A 20,350-nucleotide genomic window follows, 5' to 3' on the forward strand; every position below is an offset into this window, starting at 1 on the left:
CTCAGTCCCTCGATCCGTAGCGCAACGTCGCCTGGCGCCGGCGCACCACCTGGTAGGGCCGCCACAGGTAGCTGATGGGGATGCTCCACACGTGCACCAGCCGCGTGAACGGCGCCACCAGGAACAGCGTCATGCCGAGGAAGATGTGCGCCTTGTAGATCCAGTGCACGCCGATCACGTAACTTGCCGCGCCCCAGCGGAAGGTGACGATGTGCTGCGCCCACTCGGCCAGGGCAATCATCACGCTGCCGTCCATGTGGTGGCTGGAAAGCACGATGGTGTACAGGCCGAGCAGCAGCTGCAGCAACAGCAACACCAGGATCACGGTGTCGCCGGTGGTGCCGGTGGCACGCACCCGCGGGTTGAACAGCCGGCGCACCAGCAGGATCAGCAGGCCCGCCAGGCAGATCACGCCGAACACGCCGCCGACCACTATCGCCAGCAGCTGCTTCTGCGGCGCGGTGATCACCAGCTCGTAGACCGCATGCGGCGTCAGCAGGCCGACCAGATGACCGCCGAGCACGATCAGGATGCCGACGTGGAACAGGTTGCTGCCCAGGCGCATGCCGCGACCGGACAGCAGCTGGCTGGAGCCGGTGCGCCAGGTGTACATGGCGCGATCGAAGCGCGCCCAGCTGCCGATGAAGAACACCGCCATGGCGATGTACGGGTACAGCTGGAAGGCGAATTGGTCGAGATAGTTCATGGCTGCACCTGCGGGGCGGCAGTGGATGGCGAAGGCCGGCGCGTGCTCGGCCGGCAGCTGTCGTCAGGCGCATCGGCGCCGAAACGGACCGCTTCCTCCTCCCACAACCGATCCATCGCCTCGGCGGTGTCGTCGCGCGGCTCCTCGCTGGCGCGTTGGCGCAGCAGCGCCAGGTCGGGCTTGCCGTCGGCCAGTTCCAGCAGCAGCTCGAACAGCACCTGGCTGGGGCTGCCGCGCTCGCCGGCGCGCGCCGCGAGCATGCCGACGATGTGGCTGATGTGGCCGAGCCAGTCGTGCACCTCGGCCGGCGGGCGCTGTGCCAGGAATTCCAGCAGCAGCGGCAGGTAATCGGGCAGTTCCTTCGCCGCCAGCTCGAAGCCCTGCTTGCGGTAGGCCTCGATCAGGTCAACCATCGCCTGGCCGCGGTCGCGCGATTCGCCGTGGATGTGCTCGAACAGCAGCAGGCTCATCGAGCGGCCACGGTCGAAGGTCTGCAGCCAGGCGTCCTGCGCGGTCAGCGGGTCGGTGTCGAGCAAACCCTGCACGAAACCCGTCAATGCCTTCCGCCGCGCCGCCGGCAGCGCCGGGTCGGCGGCGGCGGCGAGCAGTTCGTCGCCGTGCTGCCACAACGCGTCGTCGGGGTAGTCCAGCAGCACGCCGATCAGTTTCAGCAGGCTCATGGGGCGACTCCGTCTTTTTCCTTGCGCACCGGCTGCACCGTGAAGGTGGTGATCTTGCGCTCGCCGAACAGATCGGCCGGGCTGTTGCCGCTGCAGCCGTTGCCGAAGGTGAAGCCGCAGCCGCCGCGTTCGCCGAACGCGTCGTTGGCGTATTCGCGATGCCCGGTTGGAATGACGAAGCGGTCCTCGTAGTTGGCGATGGCGAGGTAGCGGTACATGTCCTCGGCCTGCGCCACGCTCAGACCGGCCTGCTTCAGTACGGCCAGATCCTCGATGCCGTCGACGTTGCGCGCGCGGCGCCACGCGCGCATCGCCATCATCCGCTCCAGCGCGCGCACCACCGGCGCCTCGTCGCCGGCCGACAGCAGGTTGGCGAGATAACGCAGCGGAATACGCAGCGAGGCGACATCCGGCAGCTCGCCGTTCATGCCCACGCGACCGCGCTCGGCGGCGGACTGGATCGGCGACAGCGGCGGCACGTACCACACCATCGGCAAGGTGCGGTATTCCGGGTGCAGCGGCAACGCCAGCTTCCAGTCGATCGCCAGCTTGTAGACCGGCGAGCCCTTGGCCGCCTCCAGCCAGTTGTCGGGGATGCCTTCCTTGCGTGCGGCCTCGATCACTGCCGGATCGAACGGGTCGAGGAAGATGCTCAGATGCGCCTGGTACAGGTCCTTCTCGGCCGGCACCGAGGCGGCTTCCTGGATGCGGTCGGCGTCGTACAGCATCACGCCGAGGTAGCGGATGCGCCCGACGCAGGTCTCCGAGCACACGGTCGGCTCGCCCATCTCGATGCGCGGGTAGCAGAAGGTGCACTTTTCCGACTTGCCGCTCTTCCAGTTGTAGTAGATCTTCTTGTACGGGCAGGCCGACACGCACATGCGCCAGCCGCGGCACTTGTCCTGGTCGATCAGCACGATGCCGTCTTCCTCGCGCTTGTAGATCGCGCCGGAGGGACACGCCGACACGCACGCCGGGTTGAGGCAGTGCTCGCACAGGCGCGGCAGGTACATCATGAAGGTCTTCTCGAACGCGCCGTAGATCTCCTTCTGCACGTTGTCGAAGTTTCGGTCCTTGGCGCGCTTGGCGAATTCGGTGCCGAGGATTTCCTCCCAGTTCGGCCCCCATTCGATTTTCTGCATGCGCTCGCCGCTGATCAGCGAGCGCGGGCGCGCGGTGGGTTGGTGCTGGCCTTCCGGCGCCTGGTGCAGGTGCTGGTAGTCGAAGGTGAACGGCTCGTAGTAGTCGTCGATCTGCGGCAGGTCGGGGTTGGCGAAGATCTTCGACAGCATGCGCCAGCGGCCGCCGGCGCGCGGCACCAGCTTGCCGGCACCGGTGCGCACCCAGCCGCCGTTCCACTTGTCCTGGTTCTCCCACTCCTTCGGGTAGCCGATGCCGGGCTTGGTCTCGACGTTGTTGAACCAGGCGTACTCGACGCCTTCGCGGCTGGTCCACACGTTCTTGCAGGTGATCGAGCAGGTGTGGCAGCCGATGCACTTGTCGAGGTTGAGCACCATCGCGATCTGGGCACGGACTTTCATCACGCCACCTCCTTGGCATCCGCCGGCCTGGGGGGGACGGAACCCGGTTCGCCGTCCAGCCAGTCGACCTTGTCCATCTTGCGCACGATCACGAACTCGTCGCGGTTGGTGCCGCAGGTGCCGTAGTAGTTGAAGCCCCAGGCCAGTTGCGCGTAGCCGCCGATCATGTGGGTCGGCTTGAGCACCACGCGGGTGACCGAGTTGTGGATGCCGCCGCGGGTGCCGGTGATTTCCGAACCGGGCATGTTGATGATGCGTTCCTGTGCGTGGTACATCATCGCCATGCCCGGCATCACGCGCTGGCTGACCACCGCGCGTGCGGCGATCGCGCCGTTGATGTTGAACAGCTCGATCCAGTCGTTGTCCTCGATGCCGGCCTCGCGCGCATCGTCCTCGCTGATCCACACGATCGGACCGCCGCGCGACAGGGTCTGCATCAGCAGGTTGTCGCTGTAGGTGCTGTGGATGCCCCACTTCTGGTGCGGGGTGATCCAGTTCAGCACGATCTCGCGGTGACCGTTGCCGCGTTTGTTGTGCAGCGGCTCGATGGTCTTGGTGTCGACCGGCGGGCGGTAGCTCATGAAGCCCTCGCCGAAGGCGATCATCCACTCGTGGTCCTGGTAGAACTGCTGGCGGCCGCTGATGGTGCGCCACGGGATCAGCTCGTGCACGTTGGTGTAGCAGGCGTTGTAGCTGACGTGATCGTCCTCCAGGCCCGACCAGATCGGCGAGGAGATGATCTTGCGCGGCTGCGCCTGGATGTCGCGGAAGCGGATCGCCTCGTGTTCCTTGCCGCGCGCCAGATGGGTGTGCTCGCGACCGGTGAACCTGCCCAGCGACTCCCAGGCCTTGACCGCGACGTGGCCGTTGGTCTCCGGCGCCAGATGCAGCACCACCTCGCAGGCGTCGATCGCGGTGTCGATGCGCGGCCGTCCGTGGCTGACGCCCGGCTCGGTCACCGCGTGGTTGAGCTTGCCGAGGAAATCGACCTCGTCGCGCGTATCCCACTGCATGCCCTTGCCGCCGTTGCCGAGCTTGTCCAGCAGCGGCCCGAGCGAGGTGAACTTCTTGTACAGGTTGGGGTAGTCGCGCTCGACCACGGCGATCGACGGCATGGTCTTGCCGGGAATCGGCTCGCACTGGCCTTTCTTCCAGTCGGTGACGCCGAACGGCATGGCCAGCTCGCCGGGCGTGTCGTGCAGGGTCGGTACCAGCACCAGGTCCTTTTCCACCCCCAGCACGCCGGGCGCCATGTCGCTGACCGAGCGGGCGACGCCCTTGAAGATGTCCCAGTCGCTGCGCGATTCCCACGCCGGGTCCACCGCCTTGGACAGCGGGTGGATGAATGGGTGCATGTCGGAGGTGTTGAGATCGTTCTTCTCGTACCAGGTCGCCGTCGGCAGCACGATGTCCGAGTACAGCGCAGTGGTGCACATGCGGAAATCCAGCGTCACCAGCAGGTCGAGCTTGCCTTCCGGCGCCTCGTCGCGCCACGCCACTTCCTCGGGCTTGACCGCGCCGCGCTCGCCCAGGTCCTTGCCCTGCAGGCCATGCCGCGTGCCCAGCAGGTGCCGCAGCATGTACTCATGGCCCTTGCCGGAGGAACCGAGCAGGTTCGAGCGCCAGATGAACAGCACGCGCGGAAAATTCTGCGGCGCATCGGGATCGGCGTAGGCGAAGTCCAGCTTGCCCTGCTGCAACTGCTCGACCACGTATTCGGCTGGCGAACGGCCGGCCTGTTCGGCGGCCTTGACGATCTCCAGCGGGTTGCGGTCCAGCTGCGGCGCGCTGGGCAGCCAGCCCATGCGGATCGCCTGCAGGTTGAGATCGGCCTGGCTGCCGGTGAAGCGGGCCGGGTCGGCCAGCGGCGACAGGATTTCCTTCATCTCCAGCTTTTCGTAGCGCCACTGGTCGGACATGAAGTAGAAGAACGAGGTGCCGTTCATCTGTCGCGGCGGGCGGCTCCAGTCCAGGCCGAACGCCAGCGGTTGCCAGCCGGTCTGCGGGCGCAGTTTTTCCTGCCCCACGTAGTGCGCCCAGCCGCCGCCGGTCTGGCCGATGCAGCCGCACATCATCAGCATGTTGATCAGGCCGCGGTAGTTCATGTCGTTGTGGAACCAGTGGTTCATGCCGGCGCCGACGATGATCATGCTGCGGCCGCGGGTCTTGGCCGCGGTGCCGGCGAATTCGCGGGCGATCTCCACCACCTCGGCGCGCGGCACGCCGGTGATCTTCTCCTGCCACGCCGGCGTGCCCGGCACGTTGTCGTCGTAGCCGGACGCCACGTTGGCGCCGCCGAAGCCGCGGTCGACGCCGTAGTGCGCCAGCAGCAGGTCGTAGACGGTGGCAACCTCCCACTGCTTGCCGTCGGCCAGCTGCAGGCGGCGCACCGGCACGTTGCGCTCGAGGATGTCCTCGAACTTCGAGGCGGTCCAGCGGTCGTGCTCGATGCCGCCGAAGTACGGGAAGCTGACCGCCTCGATGCCGTCGTTGGCGTCCTTTAGCGACAGCCGCAGGCGGGTCGCCCGGCCCTGGCTATCCTTTTCCTCGATATTCCACTTGCCCTGCTCGCCCCAGCGGAAGCCGACCGAACCGTTGGGCACGGTGATCTCGCCGCTGTGCTCGTCCAGCGCCAGCGTCTTCCACTCGGGGTTGTTCGATTCGCCCAGCCCGCCGAGGTCGCTGGCGCGCAGGAAACGCTCCGCTACCAGGCGGCCGTCGGCACGCCGCTCCAGCCGCACCAGCAGCGGCATGTCGGTGTACTGGCGGCAGTAGTCGATGAAGTACTCCGTCGGGTGGTCGACGTGGAACTCCTTCAGGATCACGTGGCCGAAGGCGAACGCCAGCGCCGCATCGGTGCCCTGCTTGGGGTGCAGCCAGTGGTCGGTGAGCTTGGCGACTTCGGCGTAGTCGGGCGTGATCGCCACCGTCTTGGTGCCGTTGTAGCGGGCCTCGGTGAAGAAGTGCGCATCGGGCGTGCGCGTCTGCGGCACGTTGGAACCCCACGCGATGATGTAGCGGCTGTTGTACCAGTCGGCCGATTCGGGCACGTCGGTCTGCTCGCCCCACACCTGCGGCGAGGACGGCGGCAGGTCGCAGTACCAGTCATAGAACGACAGGCAGGTGCCGCCCAGCAGCGACAGGTAGCGCGCGCCCGAGGCGTAGGAGATCATCGACATCGCCGGGATCGGCGAGAAGCCGATCACGCGATCGGGGCCGTGCTGCTTCACCGTGTGCAGGTTGGACGCGGCGATGATCTCGTTGGCTTCGTCCCAGCGCACGCGCACGAAGCCGCCCATGCCGCGCTTGCTCTTGTACGACTTCGCCTTGGCCGGGTCGCCGACGATGCTGGCCCATGCCTCGACCGGCGCCATCGTCTTGCGCGCCTCGCGCCACAGGCGCAGCAGCGCGCCGCGCACCAGCGGGTACTTCAGCCGGTTGGCGCTGTACAGGTACCAGGAATAGCTGGCCCCGCGCGGGCAGCCGCGCGGCTCGTGGTTGGGCAGGTCCGGCCGCGTGCGCGGGTAGTCGGTCTGCTGGGTTTCCCAGGTCACCAGGCCGTTCTTGACGTAGATCTTCCAGCTGCACGAGCCGGTGCAGTTCACGCCGTGGGTGGAGCGCACGATCTTGTCGTGCTGCCAGCGGGCGCGATAGCCGTTTTCCCAATCCCGATTGTCCGTGCGGGTGGTGCCGTGGCCCGCCGAAAACGTCTCTGAGCTGCGCTTGAAGAACTGCAGCCGGTCAAGGAAGTAACTCATGCAAAGCCCTCTTGGCAGTCTGTGGCGTCGTCGTGTCAGCAGCGCTTGCGCATCACTTCCGTCAGCCCGATGGACGGAGCCTAGGCGAGTGATGCCACCATAAAATTGACACCGATCAAGAGCACGGAATCATGACCAGATTGGTACGGATTCGACTCGGTCGGCGCAACCTGTCCGCAAGTTCCGCCGCAACGGTTGCCACACCTGCGCTGGTGTCGTGAGCACGGCATCCCCCCCCGCCGCATGCCGCCGGCGCGGTCACGCTGCGACGCCCTGCCGCAGCGGCTTCCTCAGCGCGGGCGCGGCGGCGCGCCGCGGCGACTCACGCTGTCGCGCACATCCACCTCGAACAGCAGCCGCCACTCGGCCGCGGCGCTGGCCGGCAGCGCGAATTCCAGCCCCTTTTTGCACGGCAATTGCTGCACGTACGCCTCCACGCGCTCGACCGGCAGGCTGAACGACCAGCTGTCGCCGCGCCGCTGCAGCCCGGCCTGCGCCACGGGCAGCAGCGCCAGCGAAAAGCCGAATACGGCGCCGTCGGGAAGGTGGCTCACACTGTCCAGCGCCCGGCCGTCGCGCAGGCGTGCGAGTTCGTCTTCGTCGATCCGCAGGCGCCATTGCTGGCCATCGATCTGCAACTTCACGGCTGCACCTCCTGCCACTGTTCGGGCGTGTTGCAATTGACCAGGCAGCGGCGCTCGTCGTCGTCGACGGCCAGTTCCGCACCCTGCAGCCGGGCATGCAGGGCGCGCAGCGAACGCATGCGCGGCACCTGGCCGGCGACAGCCGCGATCGCCGCGCGCGTCGTTTCGTCCAAGCGCAGGCACAGCGGCAGCACATGCCCGGCGAACATCGCGCAGGATATTTCTTCGGCCTCCGCCAGTGCGCCGAGCAGTCGCCGCAGCAACCCGCTCGTCAGTCGCGGCATGTCCACCGGCAGTATCAGATAGATGCCGTCCGACTGGGTCTGCGCCAGGGTCAGCAGGCCGCCGACGGGGCCCAGGCCGGGCTGCCGGTCGGGCAGGCCCTGCACCTCGGGATCGGGGCCGCAGGTCAGCACGCGTTGCGCGCCGGCCTGCTCCAGCAAGCCGCGCATGTGCTGCAGCAGCGGGCGACCGCGCCACGGCAGGGCGGCCTTGTCGGTACCCATGCGCGAGGACTGGCCGCCGGCAAGCACCACGCCGCCGAACGCGGGCGCCGGCTCAACTGTGCGCGTGACCGTCATGTCGCGACTCCGGCCGGCTATCTTGTTCGTGTGACTCGCACAGCGAACAGCCTTCGCTCCACTCGCTGCTGCCGTCCACGTAGTGCTCCTGTTTCCAGATCGGGCTGCCGTGCTTGACCGCCTCGATGACCTGGCGGCAGGCGCGGAACGCCTCGTCGCGATGCGGTGTGCCCACCGCCACCACCACCGCGACGTCGCCGATGCCGAGCCGCCCGCGGGCATGGGCCAGATAGATCTTCAGGCGTGGCCCGAACTGCTCTTGCGCACGTCGCATGATGTCGTCGAAGCCCACCAGCGCCAGTTGCTCGAACACGTCGTAGCTGACGCCGGTGACCGCCCGCCCCTGGTTCTGCTCGCGCACCCGACCGACGAACATGGCGAACCCGCCGAAGGCCGGGTCGGCAACGAACTCCAGCGCGGCGGCCGGATCGATGCGCCGGTGTTCGACGTCCACGATCATGCAACGGAAGTCGCTCATCTCAACCTCCTCCGACCGGCGGCAGCACCACCACCGGTCCGCTCTCGGGCAGCGCTTCCTGCTCGCCCAGCACACAGGTCTGGCTGGCGAAGGCCGAGCGCAGCAGCAGGCCTTCCCGGAACCCAGGCCAATGCGCGCGGCCATGCGCCGCCAGCGCACTGCGCAGGTCGGCCACGCACGCACCCGCGGGCACTTCCAGCGTCACCGCCGCGCCTGGCTCGTAATCGCGGAACGCACCAAACAGGCTGACTTCGACCTTCATGCTTCGCCCCCGATCGCCAGCGGCTGCAAGTGCCCCAGCGCATAAACCTCGGCCATGCTGCCCGGCTCGCGAACCTGCGCATCCTCGGCCAGCACCACCCAGGCGCCGGTGTCGAGCAACGGGCGGATCCGGAACGACTCCTGCCCGTCCAGCAGCACGGCCTGCAGGCGCCCGTCGGCCGCCAGCGCCAGCTTGCCCTTGAGGAAGCAGCGCAACGGCACGCGCTGCTCGAAGCGCTGCTGCAGCGGCAGCCGCAGCGGGCGCTCCGGCGGCAGGCCGAGCATGCCGCGCAAGGCCGGCTCGACGAAGAAACGCAGGCCCACCGCGCTGGACACCGGGTTGCCCGGCAGCCCGAAGAACAACGCGCCATCCGGCAGGCTGGCGAACAGCAAAGGCTTGCCCGGGCGGATCCGCAGCTTGTGGAAATGGATCTGCGCACCAAGCTCGCGCAGCGCCTCAGGCACGAAATCATGGCGTCCCATCGACACCGCGCCGGTACTGAGCACCACCGTTGCCCCGGCATGCAGCGCCTCGCCCAGCGCGCGCACGAAGGCCGCCGGGTCATCCTGCACCGTCTGCCGATACACCACCTGCGCGCCGGCGGCGGCGAGGCGCGCAGCCAGGAACGGGCCGTTGCTGTTGCGGATCTGTCCGCTCTGCAGCGGCTGGCCGGGGTCGTCCACCAGTTCCCGGCCGGTGCAGATGATGGCCACGCGCGGGCGCCGCACGACCGGCACCTCGGCGACGCCCAGCGCGGCCAGCAGCGCCAGGTGTTGCGCCTGCAACAGTTCGCCCGCCGGCATCAGCTCGGCGCCCAGCGGCACGTCCTCGCCGCAGCGACGCACGTGCCGGCCAGCCTCGACGTCGATACCCAGCCGGATGCGCCGCGGCCGGCCGTCGCCATCGTGCTCGACGATCTCGACCTGCTCCACCGGCACCACCGTGTCCATCCCCGCGGGCATGCGCGCGCCGGTCATGATTTCCCAGGCGCCGCCGGCGGCCTGCGCCAGGGCGTCGCCCGCCGCCTGCGCGCCCATCACGACATGCTCGCTGCCGGCCGGCAGCCGGGCATCGCCGGCATGCAGGGCGAAGCCGTCCATCGCGGCATTGTCGAACGGCGGCAACTCGGCGGGGCTGCTCACCGACCGGGCCAGCAGCCGACCCAGCGCCTGCTCCAGCGGACACCGGCGCTCCGACAGCCGGCGTGTCCGCTCGAGGATGAGCGCCAGCGCATCGTGGTAACCGATCACGGGTGTGCCTCGCCATCCATCATGGCCAGCGCATGGGCCAGCAGCGGCCCCACGATCGCCAGGCCCTGGCCTGCCGCCCGCGGGCTGCCCGGCATCGCCAGCACCAGCATGCGCCCCAGCTGCACCGCTTCGGCCCGGCTCAGCCATGCCTGTGGCGTATGCCGCGCGCTTTCGCTGCGCAGCATCTCGGCCAGCCCGCTGACCCGGCGATCGGCCACCTGCGCCAGTGCCTCGGGCGTGAGGTCACGCGGACCCAGCCCGGTGCCGCCGGTGCACAGGCACAGGCGTACCTGCGCCGCCGCCAGCGCGCGCAGGTGCGCGGCCAGCGGCTGCACGCCATCGGGCAGCACGTCGACGTGATCCACCTGCGCGCCCAGCTGACGCAGGCCCTCCACCAGCAACGGGCCGGAGCGGTCCTCGTAGCGGCCCTCGTGCGCCCGGTCGCTGAGCGTGACCACGGCACACGACACGCCCTGCAGACGTGCGATGTCGCGCGGGCGGTAGTGCGCCTGCTCCGCCTCGCTCATGCCTTCCGGGTGCCGCCACAGGCCGCTCTTGCCGCCTTCCTTGAACAGCAGCCGGATGCCGCCGATCGCCAGCGCCGGTTCGACCGGCTTGCTCAGGTCGTACAGCGTCAGCAGCGCGGCGTTGACGCCGGCCAGCGCCTCCATCTCCACCCCGGTGCGGGCCTCGGTCGCTACCTCGCAATAAACCCGGATCGCCAGCCGCTCGGCCACCGGCTCGCAGTGCACGCGCACCAGCTCCAGCGGCAGCGGATGGCACAGCGGCATCAGCGCCGAAGCCTGCTTGGCGCCCTGCAGCCCGGCCACCTCCGCCATCACCAGCGCATCGCCCTTGGGCAGGCGGCGCTCGACGATCAGCGGCCACGCCACCGGGCCGGCCTGCAACTCGCCCACGGCCACGGCACGGCGGCGGGTCGGGCGCTTGTCGCGGATGTCCGCCATGTGGAAGGCGGCGACGTGTTCGGTAGCGGGCAAGGTCATCCTCCGATCGAGGCCAGGTGCGGCGTGATGCCGGTCAGCCCCTGGTGCAGGCCGTGGCCGGCGGCCTTCAGGCCGAGCTGGGTGGCGATGTGCGCCACCAGCGCGTGGTGGTCGTCGTCCGACTGCAGCAGCGGCCGCAGCGAGATGCCGAAATTGCCGAACAGGCACAGCCGCAGGTCGCCGCGCGCGGTGACCCGCAGGCGATTGCAGCCGGCGCAGAAGTCGCGGGCATACGGCGCGATCACGCCGATGCGGCCGCGATAGTCCGGATGCGCGTATTCGAGCGCCGGCCCGGCGTCCGCCGTGCGCGGCCGCAACACCCAGCCGTCGGCCAGCAACTGTCGCTGCAGGCCCTCGGCGCGCAGGTGGTGGCGCTCGAAGAACTCGCGGTTCTCGCCGGTGCGCATCAGCTCGATGAAGCGCAGCGCGACATCGCGCCCGCGCAGGTAGTCCAGCCAGGCGGGAAGCTCGTCGTCGTTGCGCCCGCGCAGCAGTACTGCGTTGATCTTCACTGCCTCGAAGCCCAGCGCCAGCGCCTGCTCGATGCCCGCGGTGACCTCGGCAAAACGGTCATGCCCGGTGATGTCCAGATAACGTGCGGCGTCGAGGCTGTCGAGGCTGACGTTGAGCGCGGTCAGCCCCGCCTCGCGCCAGCCGCGCACCAGCCGCGGCAGGCGGCAGCCGTTGGTGGTCAGCGCAATCCGGCGGATGCCGGGCACCGCGGCCACGGCGGCGATGATCGCCGGCAGGTCCTTGCGCAGGCTGGGTTCGCCGCCGGTCAGGCGGATCTTGCTCATGCCCAGCGCGGCAAACCCGCGCACCAGCCGCCGGATTTCCTCAAGGATGAGGAAGACGGGCCGGCCGTTCGCCTGGTAGCCGTCGGGCAGGCAATACGTGCAGCGGTAATTGCACGCCTCGGTCAACGACAGGCGCAGATAGGGAAATGAGCGTCCATGATGGTCAACCAGGGTCTGCACTGCCGCTCCACTTCGATTAGCGAACTTGCCGATCCGCCGACCCTTCGGCCGCATCGCGGACGGCCGACGTGTCCGCTGCCACAGGCGGGTGTCGCATCGACATCAGTTTACGCACAAGTCACGTTAGCGTGTCGGCACGCGGGCGCGATTGACTGGAGTCAAACCGGCGTGCGGCACGTTGTCACGATCACCGCGCCGGCACGCGCCCCGCATGCTAATTTCGGGGTTCCTCCCGGGGATGCACGACCATCATGGCGCTGACCAGCTTCCAGGATCTGCTTGACGCGAGCCGCCGGCAGCCTGAGCCGCAACGGTTGCTGTTCGTCTTCGCGCGCGTCGAATTGCCGGAGGCGGCTACCGATACGCAGCGCGAACGCGCGGCGCGGGGGGAAGGCGGCAACCTGTCGCCCAGCCTGTGCGTGGACAAGGCGCCGGAGGAAGTCGCCAGCTTCGCCGCGCTGGTGGAGGAGTCAGCGACCACCGGCCTGCCGTGGGACATCGTGTGCGTCGCCAGCCTGTCCGGCCGCGCCGGCGTGGCCCCGGGCACCGACGAAGCCGCGCAGCCGCTGCGCTTCATGGTCAACGCAATCAACAACGGACGCGTGGCCGAGTTTGCCGCCTTCGACCGCGAAGGCAACGTGCTGCAGTTCTGCTGAGCCGGGCCACGGCTCCACCACGCTACGAGCGCCGGCTTGCATACCCTTTTTCCCGCGCACAGACTTCCGCCATGAGCGTCCCGACCAACCGCGACTCCTGGCTGGAGCAGCTGCGCCGGCGCATACCGGAAATTTCCCCGGCCCAGGCGCTGGCGCAACAGGCGCTCGGCGCCCTGCTGATCGACGTGCGCGAAGACGCCGAGCGTGCCGGCGGCCTGCCCGCCCATGCGCTGGGCCTGTCGCGCGGTCACCTCGAGCTGCGCATCGAGGACCTGCAGCAGGATCGCGAACGTCCCCTGCTGCTGCTGTGCGCCTCCGGGCAACGCTCACTGCTCGCCGCCGAATCGCTGCAGCGGCTCGGCTACCGCCAGGTGAGCTCGGTCGCCGGCGGGTTCGCGCGCTGGAAGGCCGAAGGCCTGCCCATCGCGGCCGGCACGCTCGACCCGGACGCTGCCGAGCGCTATGCGCGCCAGTTGCAGCTGGCGCAGGTCGGCGAGCAAGGGCAGGCCCGGCTGGGCGCGGCGAGGGTGGCAATCGTGGGCGCCGGAGGGCTGGGCTCGCCGGCGGCGCTGTACCTCGCCGCCGCCGGCGTCGGCCAGCTCACCCTGATCGACCACGACACGGTGGAACGCTCGAACCTGCACCGGCAAGTCGTCCACGCCGACGCGCGCGTGGGCATGGCCAAGACCGCGTCGGCGCGGATGACGCTGCAGGCGCTGAACCCGCGCATCCAGGTCGAGACGCGGGCCGAGCGGCTGGATGCCGGCAACGTGGAGCGGCTGCTGGCCGGCCACGACCTGATGCTCGACGGTACCGACAACTTTCCCACCCGCTACCTGCTGGCCGCCGCCTCGCTGCGCCTGAAGATGCCGATGATCTACGGCGCGGTGGAGCGTTTCAGCGGGCAGCTCGGCGTGTTCGATCCGCGCCGCGACGATTCACCGTGCTACCGCTGCCTGTTCCCGCTGCCGCCGTCCGCGGCCGATGCGCCCAATTGCAGCGAAGCGGGGGTGCTTGGCGTGCTGCCCGGCATCGTCGGCCTGCTGCAGGCGACCGAGGCGCTCAAGCTGATCCTGGGCCTGGGCGATCCACTGGTCGGCCAGTTGCTCAGCTTCGACGCGCTGGGCATGCAGTTCCACAAGGCGCGGCTGCCGCGCAACCCGGGTTGCCCGGCATGCTCGGCCCACGCGACGTTCACCGGCTACCCGCAGATCGAGGCGCTGTGTTCGTCCGGCGCTCGCCCGGACTGAGCGGGCCGGCGCGCCGGCTGAAACTCAACCCGCCGCCGGCAGCAGGCTGTCCAGCACCAGCGCGGTCATCCGCGCCAGACCCTGTTCGCGCTGCGTCGGCGGCATGTGCGCGTCATGTTCCAGGTGGTCGCTGACGGTCAGCATGGACAGTGCCTGGAAGCCTTCGCGCATGGCCACGCCGTAGAGCCCGGCCGATTCCATCTCGACCCCACGGATGCGGTGCGCCAGCAGCCGCGCGAGCAGCTGCGGGTCGCCGCCGTAGAAGCAGTCGGTGCTGAACACGTCGGCGACGCGCAGGGCGACGCGCTGCGCGGCGGCGGTGTCGACGGCCGCGCGCATCAGGCCGAAATCGGCGCACGCGGCCAGGTCGTGGCCGCCGAATTGCAGCCGGTTGAAGTTCGAGTCGGTCGATGCCGCCTGCGCCAGCAGCAGGTCGCCGAGCGCGACGTCACCCACCCCGCCGCAGGTGCCCACACGCACGATCCGGCGTACGCCGAACACCCGCGCCAGTTCGGTGGCGTAGATCGCGCAGGACGGGATGCCCATGCCGCTGCCCAGCACCGACACACGCAGGCCGCGGTAGTGGCCGGTGTAGCCGAGCATGTTGCGGCGCGTGTTGACTTCGACCACGCCATCGAGGAACTCGTGCGCGATGTGTCTTGCGCGCAATGGGTCGCCCGGCAGCAATACGGTGTCGGCGATATCGCCAGGCCTGGCGTCGAGGTGGGGCGTGCTCATGCGAGGCTCGTCATGCGGGAGAAAAGCTGCGCCCGGTCGCCAGCGGCGGCAGGCCGAGGTGGCTGGCCATGCTCTGGCCGATGTCGGCAAAGCTGTCGCGCCGGCCCAACGCGCGCGGCGCCAGCCCCGGCCCGAACGCCAGCACCGGGATGCATTCGCGGGTATGATCGCTGCCCGGCCAGACCGGATCGCAGCCGTGGTCGGCGCTGATTACCAGCAGGTCGCCCGGCTGCAGCGCCGGCAGCAACTCCGCCAGCCGCGCGTCCAGTGCTTCCAGTGCCGCGGCATAGCCGAACACGTCGCGCCGATGGCCGTACAGCATGTCGAAGTCCACGAAGTTGGTCGCGATCAGGCTGTGCGGGCCGGCCTGCGCCAGCGCCGCCAGCGTGGCGTCGAACAAGGCATCGTGACCGTACGCATGCACTACCCGCGACACGCCGCGGTGGGCGAAGATGTCGTCGATCTTGCCGATCGCGATCACCTCGCCGCCGGCCGCCTGCAGCGCGTCGAACAGCGTCGGCGCGGGCGGCGGCAGGGCATAGTCGCGCCGATGCACGGTGCGGCTGAAGCCGGTGGCGGCGTCGCCGGTGAACGGCCGCGCGATCACCCGCCCGATACGGTAGTCATCGAGCAGCGTGCGCGCCAGCTCGCACAGGCGGTACAGCCGGTCCAGGCCGAACACCTGCTCGTGGGCGGCGATCTGGAATACCGAATCGGCCGAGGTGTAGACGATCGGACGGCCGCTGCGCACGTGCTCGGCGCCAAGGCGCTGGACGATCTCAGTGCCGGAGGCATGGCAGTTGCCGAGCACGCCGGGCAGCCCACCCTGCTCCACCAGGGCCTGCAGCAGGGCCGGCGGAAACGACTGCTCGGCCTGCTCGAACAGCCCGAACGGCTGCGTCAGCACCACGCCGGCGCTTTCCCAGTGGCCCGACGGCGTGTCCTTGCCGCAGGCGCGTTCCACCGCATGCCCCCACAGGCCTTCGGGCGCCGCCAGCCCGGCGAAGCCGGGCGCCGCCTGGCCGTGGATCGCGGCATGCGCCTGCGGCAGGCCGAGCCGGCTGAACTGCGGCAGGCGCAGCGGGCCGCGGGCCGCCGCGGCACACGCGGCGGCAATGTGGCCGAAGGTGTCGGCGCCGAGGTCGCCATAGGCGGCGGCATCCGGCGCGGCGCCGAGCCCCAGCGAATCGCACACCAGCCAGATCACGCGGGTCATGCGCATTGTTCTGCCGGCAGGTGCCACTGCCACAGCGGCCGGCTCGGCGGCGGCTCGGTGGTAATGCGGAAAGCGCGGGCCACCTTGCGCTGCGCCGCCTCGGCGGCGTCGGCGCGGCGGGCGTGGATGATCGCCAGCGGCTGGCCGACCTCGACGGCGCTGCCGCAACCGAGTACCTCGACCAGGCCCACCGCATGGTCCAGCGCCTGGCCCGGTCGGCTGCGGCCGCCGCCCAGCTCGACCACCGCCTGACCCAGCGCACGCACGTCCACCGCTGCCACGTAGCCGGTGCCGGGCGAGCGAACCTCGTGCTGTATCGGCGCCCGGGCCAGATGGACATCCGGCCGCTGCAGTAGATCCGCCGGGCCGCCCAGCGCCGCCACCATGCGGGCGAAGCGTTCGGCCGCCTCGCCGGTATCGAGCGCGCGGCGCAGCTGTCGCGTCGCGTCGCCGTGGTCAGCGGCAAGACCACCCATGCAAAGCAGCGCCGCCGCCAGTTCGAGCGTGAGCGCAAGCAGGCGCGGGTTGTCGCCGCGGCCGCACAGCAGGTCCAGCACGGCACGCAGTTCCAGCGCGTTGCCGGCCTCGCGGCCCAGCATCTGGCCCATGTCGCTGTAGACCACCCGCAGCTCGAGGCCGCTGCCTTCGGCGACGGCCAACATGCGCCCGGCCAGCGCGCGCGCATCGGCCAGCGCAGGCAGCTGGGCGCCATTGCCGGTCTTGATGTCCAGCACCAGCGCCTGCGCGCCGCCGGCGAGCTTCTTGGAGAGGATGGAGGCAACCATCAGGTCGGCCACGTCCACCGTGGCGGTGACGTCGCGCACGGCGTACAGCCGGCCATCGGCCGGCACCAGCCCCTCGCCCTGGCCGACGATGGCGCAGCCGACCTCCTCCACCACCTGGCGCAGGCGCGCGCTGGACGGATGCACCTCGTAGCCGGCCAGGCTCTCCAGCTTGTCGAGGGTGCCTCCGGTATGGCCCAGACCGCGGCCGGAGATCATCGGCACGTAGCCGCCGCAGGCCGCCAGCAGCGGCGCCAGCAGCAGGCTCACGCCGTCGCCGACACCGCCGGTGGAGTGCTTGTCCAGCGTCGGCCCGGGCAGATCGTCCCAGTGCAGACACTGGCCGGAATCGCGCAGCGCCAGGGTGAACTGACGACACTCCGGAATGCTCATGCCGCGCCACGCCACCGCCATCGCGAACGCCGCAACCTGAGCCTCGCTCCAGGCGCCGCTGCCGATGCCCTGCGCCACCGCGCGCAGTTGGCCGGCGTCGAGTTCGCCGCCGTCGCGCTTGCAGCGGATCAGGCCGGCGGCACGCTGTGCGTTCACGACGTTGCCGCCACCAGCTCGCCGAACAGCGCGCTGGCGCCGATGCGGAAATGCGCCGGGTCGGCCCAGCCCGGCCCGAGCCGCGCCTCGGCCAGCGCCAGATAGGCGGCCGCATCGGCCAGCGTGCGGATGCCGCCGGCCGCCTTGAAGCCGCAGCGCCCGCCCGCTTCGGCGATCGCGTCGAGCATCACCGCCGCGGCTGCCGGAGTCGCGTTGAGCGGCACCTTGCCGGTGGAGGTCTTGAGGAAATCCACGCCGGCATCGAGCCCGATCGCACACGCCTGGCGAATGCGTTCGGCGCTGCCCAGCTCGCCGCTCTCGATGATCAGTTTGAGCACGACGCCGTCGCTGCAGACCGCACGACCGGCACGCACCACGGCGCCAGCGGTAGCCGCATCGCCAGCCAGCAGCGCGCGGTAGGGCAGGACCAGGTCGATCTCATCGGCACCGGCCGCCAGCGCCCGCTGCGTTTCGCGCTCGACCCGGGCCGGGTCGCCGCCGCCGTCGGGAAAATTCACCACCGTCGCCAGCTTGATCGCGCTGCCCTGCAGCTGGCGCCGTGCGCCGGCCACGTGCTCCGGGTAGACGCACAGCGCCGCCGGCAACACCGGCGCGGCCAGCGCGGCCGCGCACAGTGCCTCGATCCGCGCCGGCGTGTCGTTCTCGCCCAGGCTGGTCAGGTCAAGCAGGGACAACAGGCGCGTCGCCAGGGCGCGCGGGCTGCGGGCGTCGTCGGGCACGGGGCTACTACTCCACGGATCTTCGGCCATGCAGCCTAGGCCACGCAGGCGGAAGCTTCCTTGACCTGCGGCAAGTCGATCAGAACGCGTAGAGCAGTACGGCGAAGAAGTGGCAGGTGGTGCCGGCCAGCACGAACAGGTGCCAGATGAAATGGCTGTAGCGCAGCTTCTCGTCCAGCACGAAGAACACCACGCCCAGGCTGTAGGCCAGCCCGCCGGCGGCCAGCCAGGCCAGCCCGCCGGCTTCCATGCGCACCCACAGCGGGTGGATCGCGATCACGCCCACCCAGCCCATGGCCAGGTACAACGCGGTGGACACGCGCGGGAAGCGCATCCCGCCCAGCGCCTTGAACAGCATGCCGGCCAGGGCCAGGCCCCAGACCAGGCCAAACAGCCCCCAGCCCCAGCCCCCGCGCAGCACGCCCAGCGTGATCGGCGTATAGGTTCCGGCGATCAGCAGGTAGATCGCCGCGTGGTCGAGCGCGCGCAGGATCGCCTTGGCCTTCGGATGCGCCATCGCGTGGTACAGCGTCGAGGCCAGGTACAGCAGCACCGCGCTGCCGCCGAAACTGAGCGCACCGGCCATCGCGTAGCCGCTGTCGAGGTGGTCGGCGCGCAGCACCAGCACCGGCAGGCCGGCGATGGCCAGCAGCAGGCCCAGCCCGTGGCTGAGGCTGTTGGCCAGTTCCTCGCGCCAGCTCTGCGTCCGGGCGATGGCACCACTGCGGGCCGGTGACATGCGGATGGCCGGGATGCGTGCCGTCACACCTTGGCGAACACTAGGCTGGCGTTGGTGCCGCCGAAGCCGAAGCTGTTGGACATCACCGTGGTCAGTTGCGCCGGGCGGCTTTCACGCAGGATCGGGAAGCCTTCGGCGCGCGGGTCGAGTTCGTCGATGTTGGCCGAGCCAGCCATGAAGCCCTCGTTGAGCATCAGCAGGCTGTAGATCGCCTCGTGCACGCTGGCCGCGCCGAGCGAATGGCCAGTCAGCGCCTTGGTCGACGACAGCGGCGGCACCGCCTCGCCGAACGTCTCGCGCAACGCCTGCAGTTCGACGATGTCGCCCAGCGGCGTGGAGGTACCGTGGGTGTTGAGATAGTCGACCGGGGCGTTGACGCTGGCCATCGCCATGCGCATGCAGCGCACCGCGCCTTCGCCCGAGGGCGCCACCATGTCGGCGCCGTCGGAGGTGACGCCGTAGCCGACCAGCTCGGCATGGATGTGCGCGCCGCGCGCCTTCGCGTGCTCGTATTCCTCCAGCACCAGCATGCCGCCGCCACCGGCGATGACGAAGCCGTCGCGGCCGGTGTCGTACGGGCGCGACGCGGTCGCCGGGGCGGCGTTGTAGTGGCTGGACAGCGCGCCCATGGCGTCGAACTGCGCGGTCATGCCCCAATGCACTTCCTCGCCGCCGCCGGCGAACATCACGTCCTGCGCGCCGTGGCGGATCAGGTCCGCGGCCGCACCAATGCAGTGCGCCGAGGTGGCGCAGGCGGCGGAGATCGAATAGCTCAGGCCGAGGATGCCGAACGCGGTGGCCAGCGTAGCGGACACGGTGGAGCACATCGTGCGCGGCACCATGTACGGGCCGATCTTGCGCACGCCCTTCTCGCGCAGGATGTCGCCGGTCTCGATCTGCCACCGCGCCGAACCACCGCCGGAGCCGGCGATCACGCCGCTGCGCGGATGGCGGATGTGCTCGATAGCCAGTCCCGCATCGGCGATCGCCGAACGCATCGCCACGTAGGCGTAGGCGGCGGCATCACCCATGAAACGCTTCAGCTTGCGATCGATCGCGGCGTCCAGGTCGATCTGCGGCACACCGGCCACATGGCTGCGCAGGCCGCGCTCGATGTACTCCGGAATCGCCTGGATGCCGCTGCGGCCGTCGCGCAGCGCGCGCACCACGGTGGCCGGAAGATTGCCCAGGCACGACACGATGCCCATGCCCGTCACTACGACACGACGCATCTCAAAAACCCTCGGTGGTCTGGAACAGGCCGACGCGCATGTCGCTGGCTTCATAGATCAGGCGATCGTCGACGAAGGTCTTGCCGTCGGCAATCACCAGCCGCAGCTTGCCGCGCATCACGCGGCGAATATCGATCTCGTAGCGCACCAGCTTCGCCGTCGGCATCACCTGGCCGGAGAACTTCACGTTGCCCACGCCGAGCGCGCGGCCGCGACCGGGTTCGCCCAGCCACGGCAGGAAGAAACCGCTGAGCTGCCACATCGCATCCAGGCCCAGGCAACCGGGCATCACCGGATCGCCGATGAAGTGGCAGTCGAAAAACCATAGCTTCGGATGGATGTCCATCTCGGCATGGATCAAACCCTTGCCGTAGGCACCACCTTCCTCGGAAATCTGCGTGATGCGATCGAACATCAGCATCGGCGGCGAAGGCAGACGGGCATTGTCGTCGCCGAACAGCTCGCCGCGACCACAGGCACGCAGCTGTTCGTAGTCGAAGGAGGAAGGACGTGTCATGAATAACTCGCGGGGTGAGGAACGCCCAGTGTGACAGCTGGGCGCGCTCC

Annotated in this window: 20 protein-coding genes; 2 read left to right on the forward strand and 18 right to left on the reverse strand. The window is 69.6% G+C overall.

The annotated features are described in order from the left end of the window. Position 1 precedes the first annotated feature (1 nt). From narI to moaA, 11 genes are all read right to left on the reverse strand, one after another. Complete coding sequence (gene narI / locus AC3WTD_RS09320; protein ID WP_492613614.1) at positions 2–706, reverse strand: respiratory nitrate reductase subunit gamma; 705 nt, start codon at positions 704–706, stop codon at positions 2–4. Further along, positions 703–1,386, reverse strand: a complete 684-nt coding sequence (narJ, locus tag AC3WTD_RS09325; protein ID WP_027491913.1) for a nitrate reductase molybdenum cofactor assembly chaperone — start codon at positions 1,384–1,386, stop codon at positions 703–705. Before narJ ends, narI begins: the two co-directional genes overlap by 4 nt. Continuing rightward, on the reverse strand, positions 1,383–2,927 hold the full coding sequence (narH, locus tag AC3WTD_RS09330; protein ID WP_492613615.1) for a nitrate reductase subunit beta: 1,545 nt from the start codon (positions 2,925–2,927) through the stop codon (positions 1,383–1,385). Before narH ends, narJ begins: the two co-directional genes overlap by 4 nt. Next, a complete protein-coding gene (locus AC3WTD_RS09335; RefSeq protein WP_492613616.1) occupies positions 2,927–6,685 on the reverse strand; it encodes a nitrate reductase subunit alpha in 3,759 nt (1,252 codons plus the stop codon). The genes narH and AC3WTD_RS09335 overlap by 1 nt, the downstream gene beginning before the upstream one ends. A gap of 290 nt (positions 6,686–6,975) precedes the next feature. After that, on the reverse strand, positions 6,976–7,329 hold the full coding sequence (locus AC3WTD_RS09340) for a hypothetical protein (protein WP_492613617.1): 354 nt from the start codon (positions 7,327–7,329) through the stop codon (positions 6,976–6,978). Beyond that, the gene (mobA, locus tag AC3WTD_RS09345) at positions 7,326–7,910 is read right to left on the reverse strand and encodes a molybdenum cofactor guanylyltransferase (RefSeq protein ID WP_492613618.1); all 585 of its coding nucleotides are present in this window, start codon (positions 7,908–7,910) and stop codon (positions 7,326–7,328) included. Before mobA ends, AC3WTD_RS09340 begins: the two co-directional genes overlap by 4 nt. After that, complete coding sequence (locus tag AC3WTD_RS09350; protein WP_027491908.1) at positions 7,888–8,388, reverse strand: molybdenum cofactor biosynthesis protein MoaE; 501 nt, start codon at positions 8,386–8,388, stop codon at positions 7,888–7,890. Before AC3WTD_RS09350 ends, mobA begins: the two co-directional genes overlap by 23 nt. Before the next feature lies 1 nt (position 8,389). Then, the gene (locus AC3WTD_RS09355) at positions 8,390–8,650 is read right to left on the reverse strand and encodes a MoaD/ThiS family protein (RefSeq protein ID WP_492613619.1); all 261 of its coding nucleotides are present in this window, start codon (positions 8,648–8,650) and stop codon (positions 8,390–8,392) included. Continuing rightward, complete coding sequence (locus AC3WTD_RS09360) at positions 8,647–9,900, reverse strand: molybdopterin molybdotransferase MoeA (RefSeq protein WP_492613620.1); 1,254 nt, start codon at positions 9,898–9,900, stop codon at positions 8,647–8,649. Before AC3WTD_RS09360 ends, AC3WTD_RS09355 begins: the two co-directional genes overlap by 4 nt. Continuing rightward, the gene (gene moaCB / locus AC3WTD_RS09365) at positions 9,897–10,904 is read right to left on the reverse strand and encodes a bifunctional molybdenum cofactor biosynthesis protein MoaC/MoaB (protein ID WP_027491905.1); all 1,008 of its coding nucleotides are present in this window, start codon (positions 10,902–10,904) and stop codon (positions 9,897–9,899) included. Before moaCB ends, AC3WTD_RS09360 begins: the two co-directional genes overlap by 4 nt. Next, complete coding sequence (gene moaA, locus AC3WTD_RS09370) at positions 10,901–11,881, reverse strand: GTP 3',8-cyclase MoaA (RefSeq protein WP_027491904.1); 981 nt, start codon at positions 11,879–11,881, stop codon at positions 10,901–10,903. Before moaA ends, moaCB begins: the two co-directional genes overlap by 4 nt. A gap of 251 nt (positions 11,882–12,132) precedes the next feature. On the opposite strand from moaA, the gene AC3WTD_RS09375 reads away from it, so the two are divergent. Both AC3WTD_RS09375 and moeB read left to right on the forward strand, forming a co-directional pair. Beyond that, positions 12,133–12,537 (forward strand): YbhB/YbcL family Raf kinase inhibitor-like protein, encoded by a 405-nt coding sequence (locus tag AC3WTD_RS09375; RefSeq protein WP_027491903.1) that lies wholly within the window; start codon positions 12,133–12,135, stop codon positions 12,535–12,537. A gap of 71 nt (positions 12,538–12,608) precedes the next feature. Further along, a complete protein-coding gene (gene moeB, locus AC3WTD_RS09380; RefSeq protein WP_492613621.1) occupies positions 12,609–13,787 on the forward strand; it encodes a molybdopterin-synthase adenylyltransferase MoeB in 1,179 nt (392 codons plus the stop codon). Positions 13,788–13,811: 24 nt separating this feature from the next. On the opposite strand, the gene deoD is transcribed toward moeB, so the two are convergent. From deoD to fabA, 7 genes are all read right to left on the reverse strand, one after another. Next, positions 13,812–14,525, reverse strand: a complete 714-nt coding sequence (gene deoD, locus AC3WTD_RS09385) for a purine-nucleoside phosphorylase (RefSeq protein WP_492613622.1) — start codon at positions 14,523–14,525, stop codon at positions 13,812–13,814. A gap of 10 nt (positions 14,526–14,535) precedes the next feature. Beyond that, a complete protein-coding gene (locus AC3WTD_RS09390; protein WP_492613623.1) occupies positions 14,536–15,741 on the reverse strand; it encodes a phosphopentomutase in 1,206 nt (401 codons plus the stop codon). Beyond that, on the reverse strand, positions 15,738–17,072 hold the full coding sequence (locus AC3WTD_RS09395; RefSeq protein WP_492613624.1) for a thymidine phosphorylase: 1,335 nt from the start codon (positions 17,070–17,072) through the stop codon (positions 15,738–15,740). Before AC3WTD_RS09395 ends, AC3WTD_RS09390 begins: the two co-directional genes overlap by 4 nt. Beyond that, entirely contained in the window at positions 17,069–17,812 is a 744-nt protein-coding gene (gene deoC, locus AC3WTD_RS09400; protein WP_027491898.1) for a deoxyribose-phosphate aldolase, read from the reverse strand. The genes AC3WTD_RS09395 and deoC overlap by 4 nt, the downstream gene beginning before the upstream one ends. A gap of 79 nt (positions 17,813–17,891) precedes the next feature. After that, positions 17,892–18,551: a PAQR family membrane homeostasis protein TrhA gene (gene trhA, locus AC3WTD_RS09405; protein ID WP_492613625.1), complete on the reverse strand. Its 660-nt coding sequence runs from the start codon at positions 18,549–18,551 to the stop codon at positions 17,892–17,894. 23 nt (positions 18,552–18,574) lie between these two features. Continuing rightward, positions 18,575–19,783 carry a beta-ketoacyl-ACP synthase I gene (gene fabB / locus AC3WTD_RS09410; protein WP_027491896.1) on the reverse strand — a complete coding sequence of 403 codons (1,209 nt, stop codon included), beginning with the start codon at positions 19,781–19,783 and terminating at the stop codon, positions 18,575–18,577. A 1-nt stretch (position 19,784) separates the two neighbouring features. Next, positions 19,785–20,300 carry a 3-hydroxyacyl-[acyl-carrier-protein] dehydratase FabA gene (gene fabA, locus AC3WTD_RS09415; protein ID WP_008439404.1) on the reverse strand — a complete coding sequence of 172 codons (516 nt, stop codon included), beginning with the start codon at positions 20,298–20,300 and terminating at the stop codon, positions 19,785–19,787. Positions 20,301–20,350: the final 50 nt, after the last annotated feature.

Source organism: Rhodanobacter sp. FW106-PBR-R2A-1-15 (genome assembly GCF_058789735.1).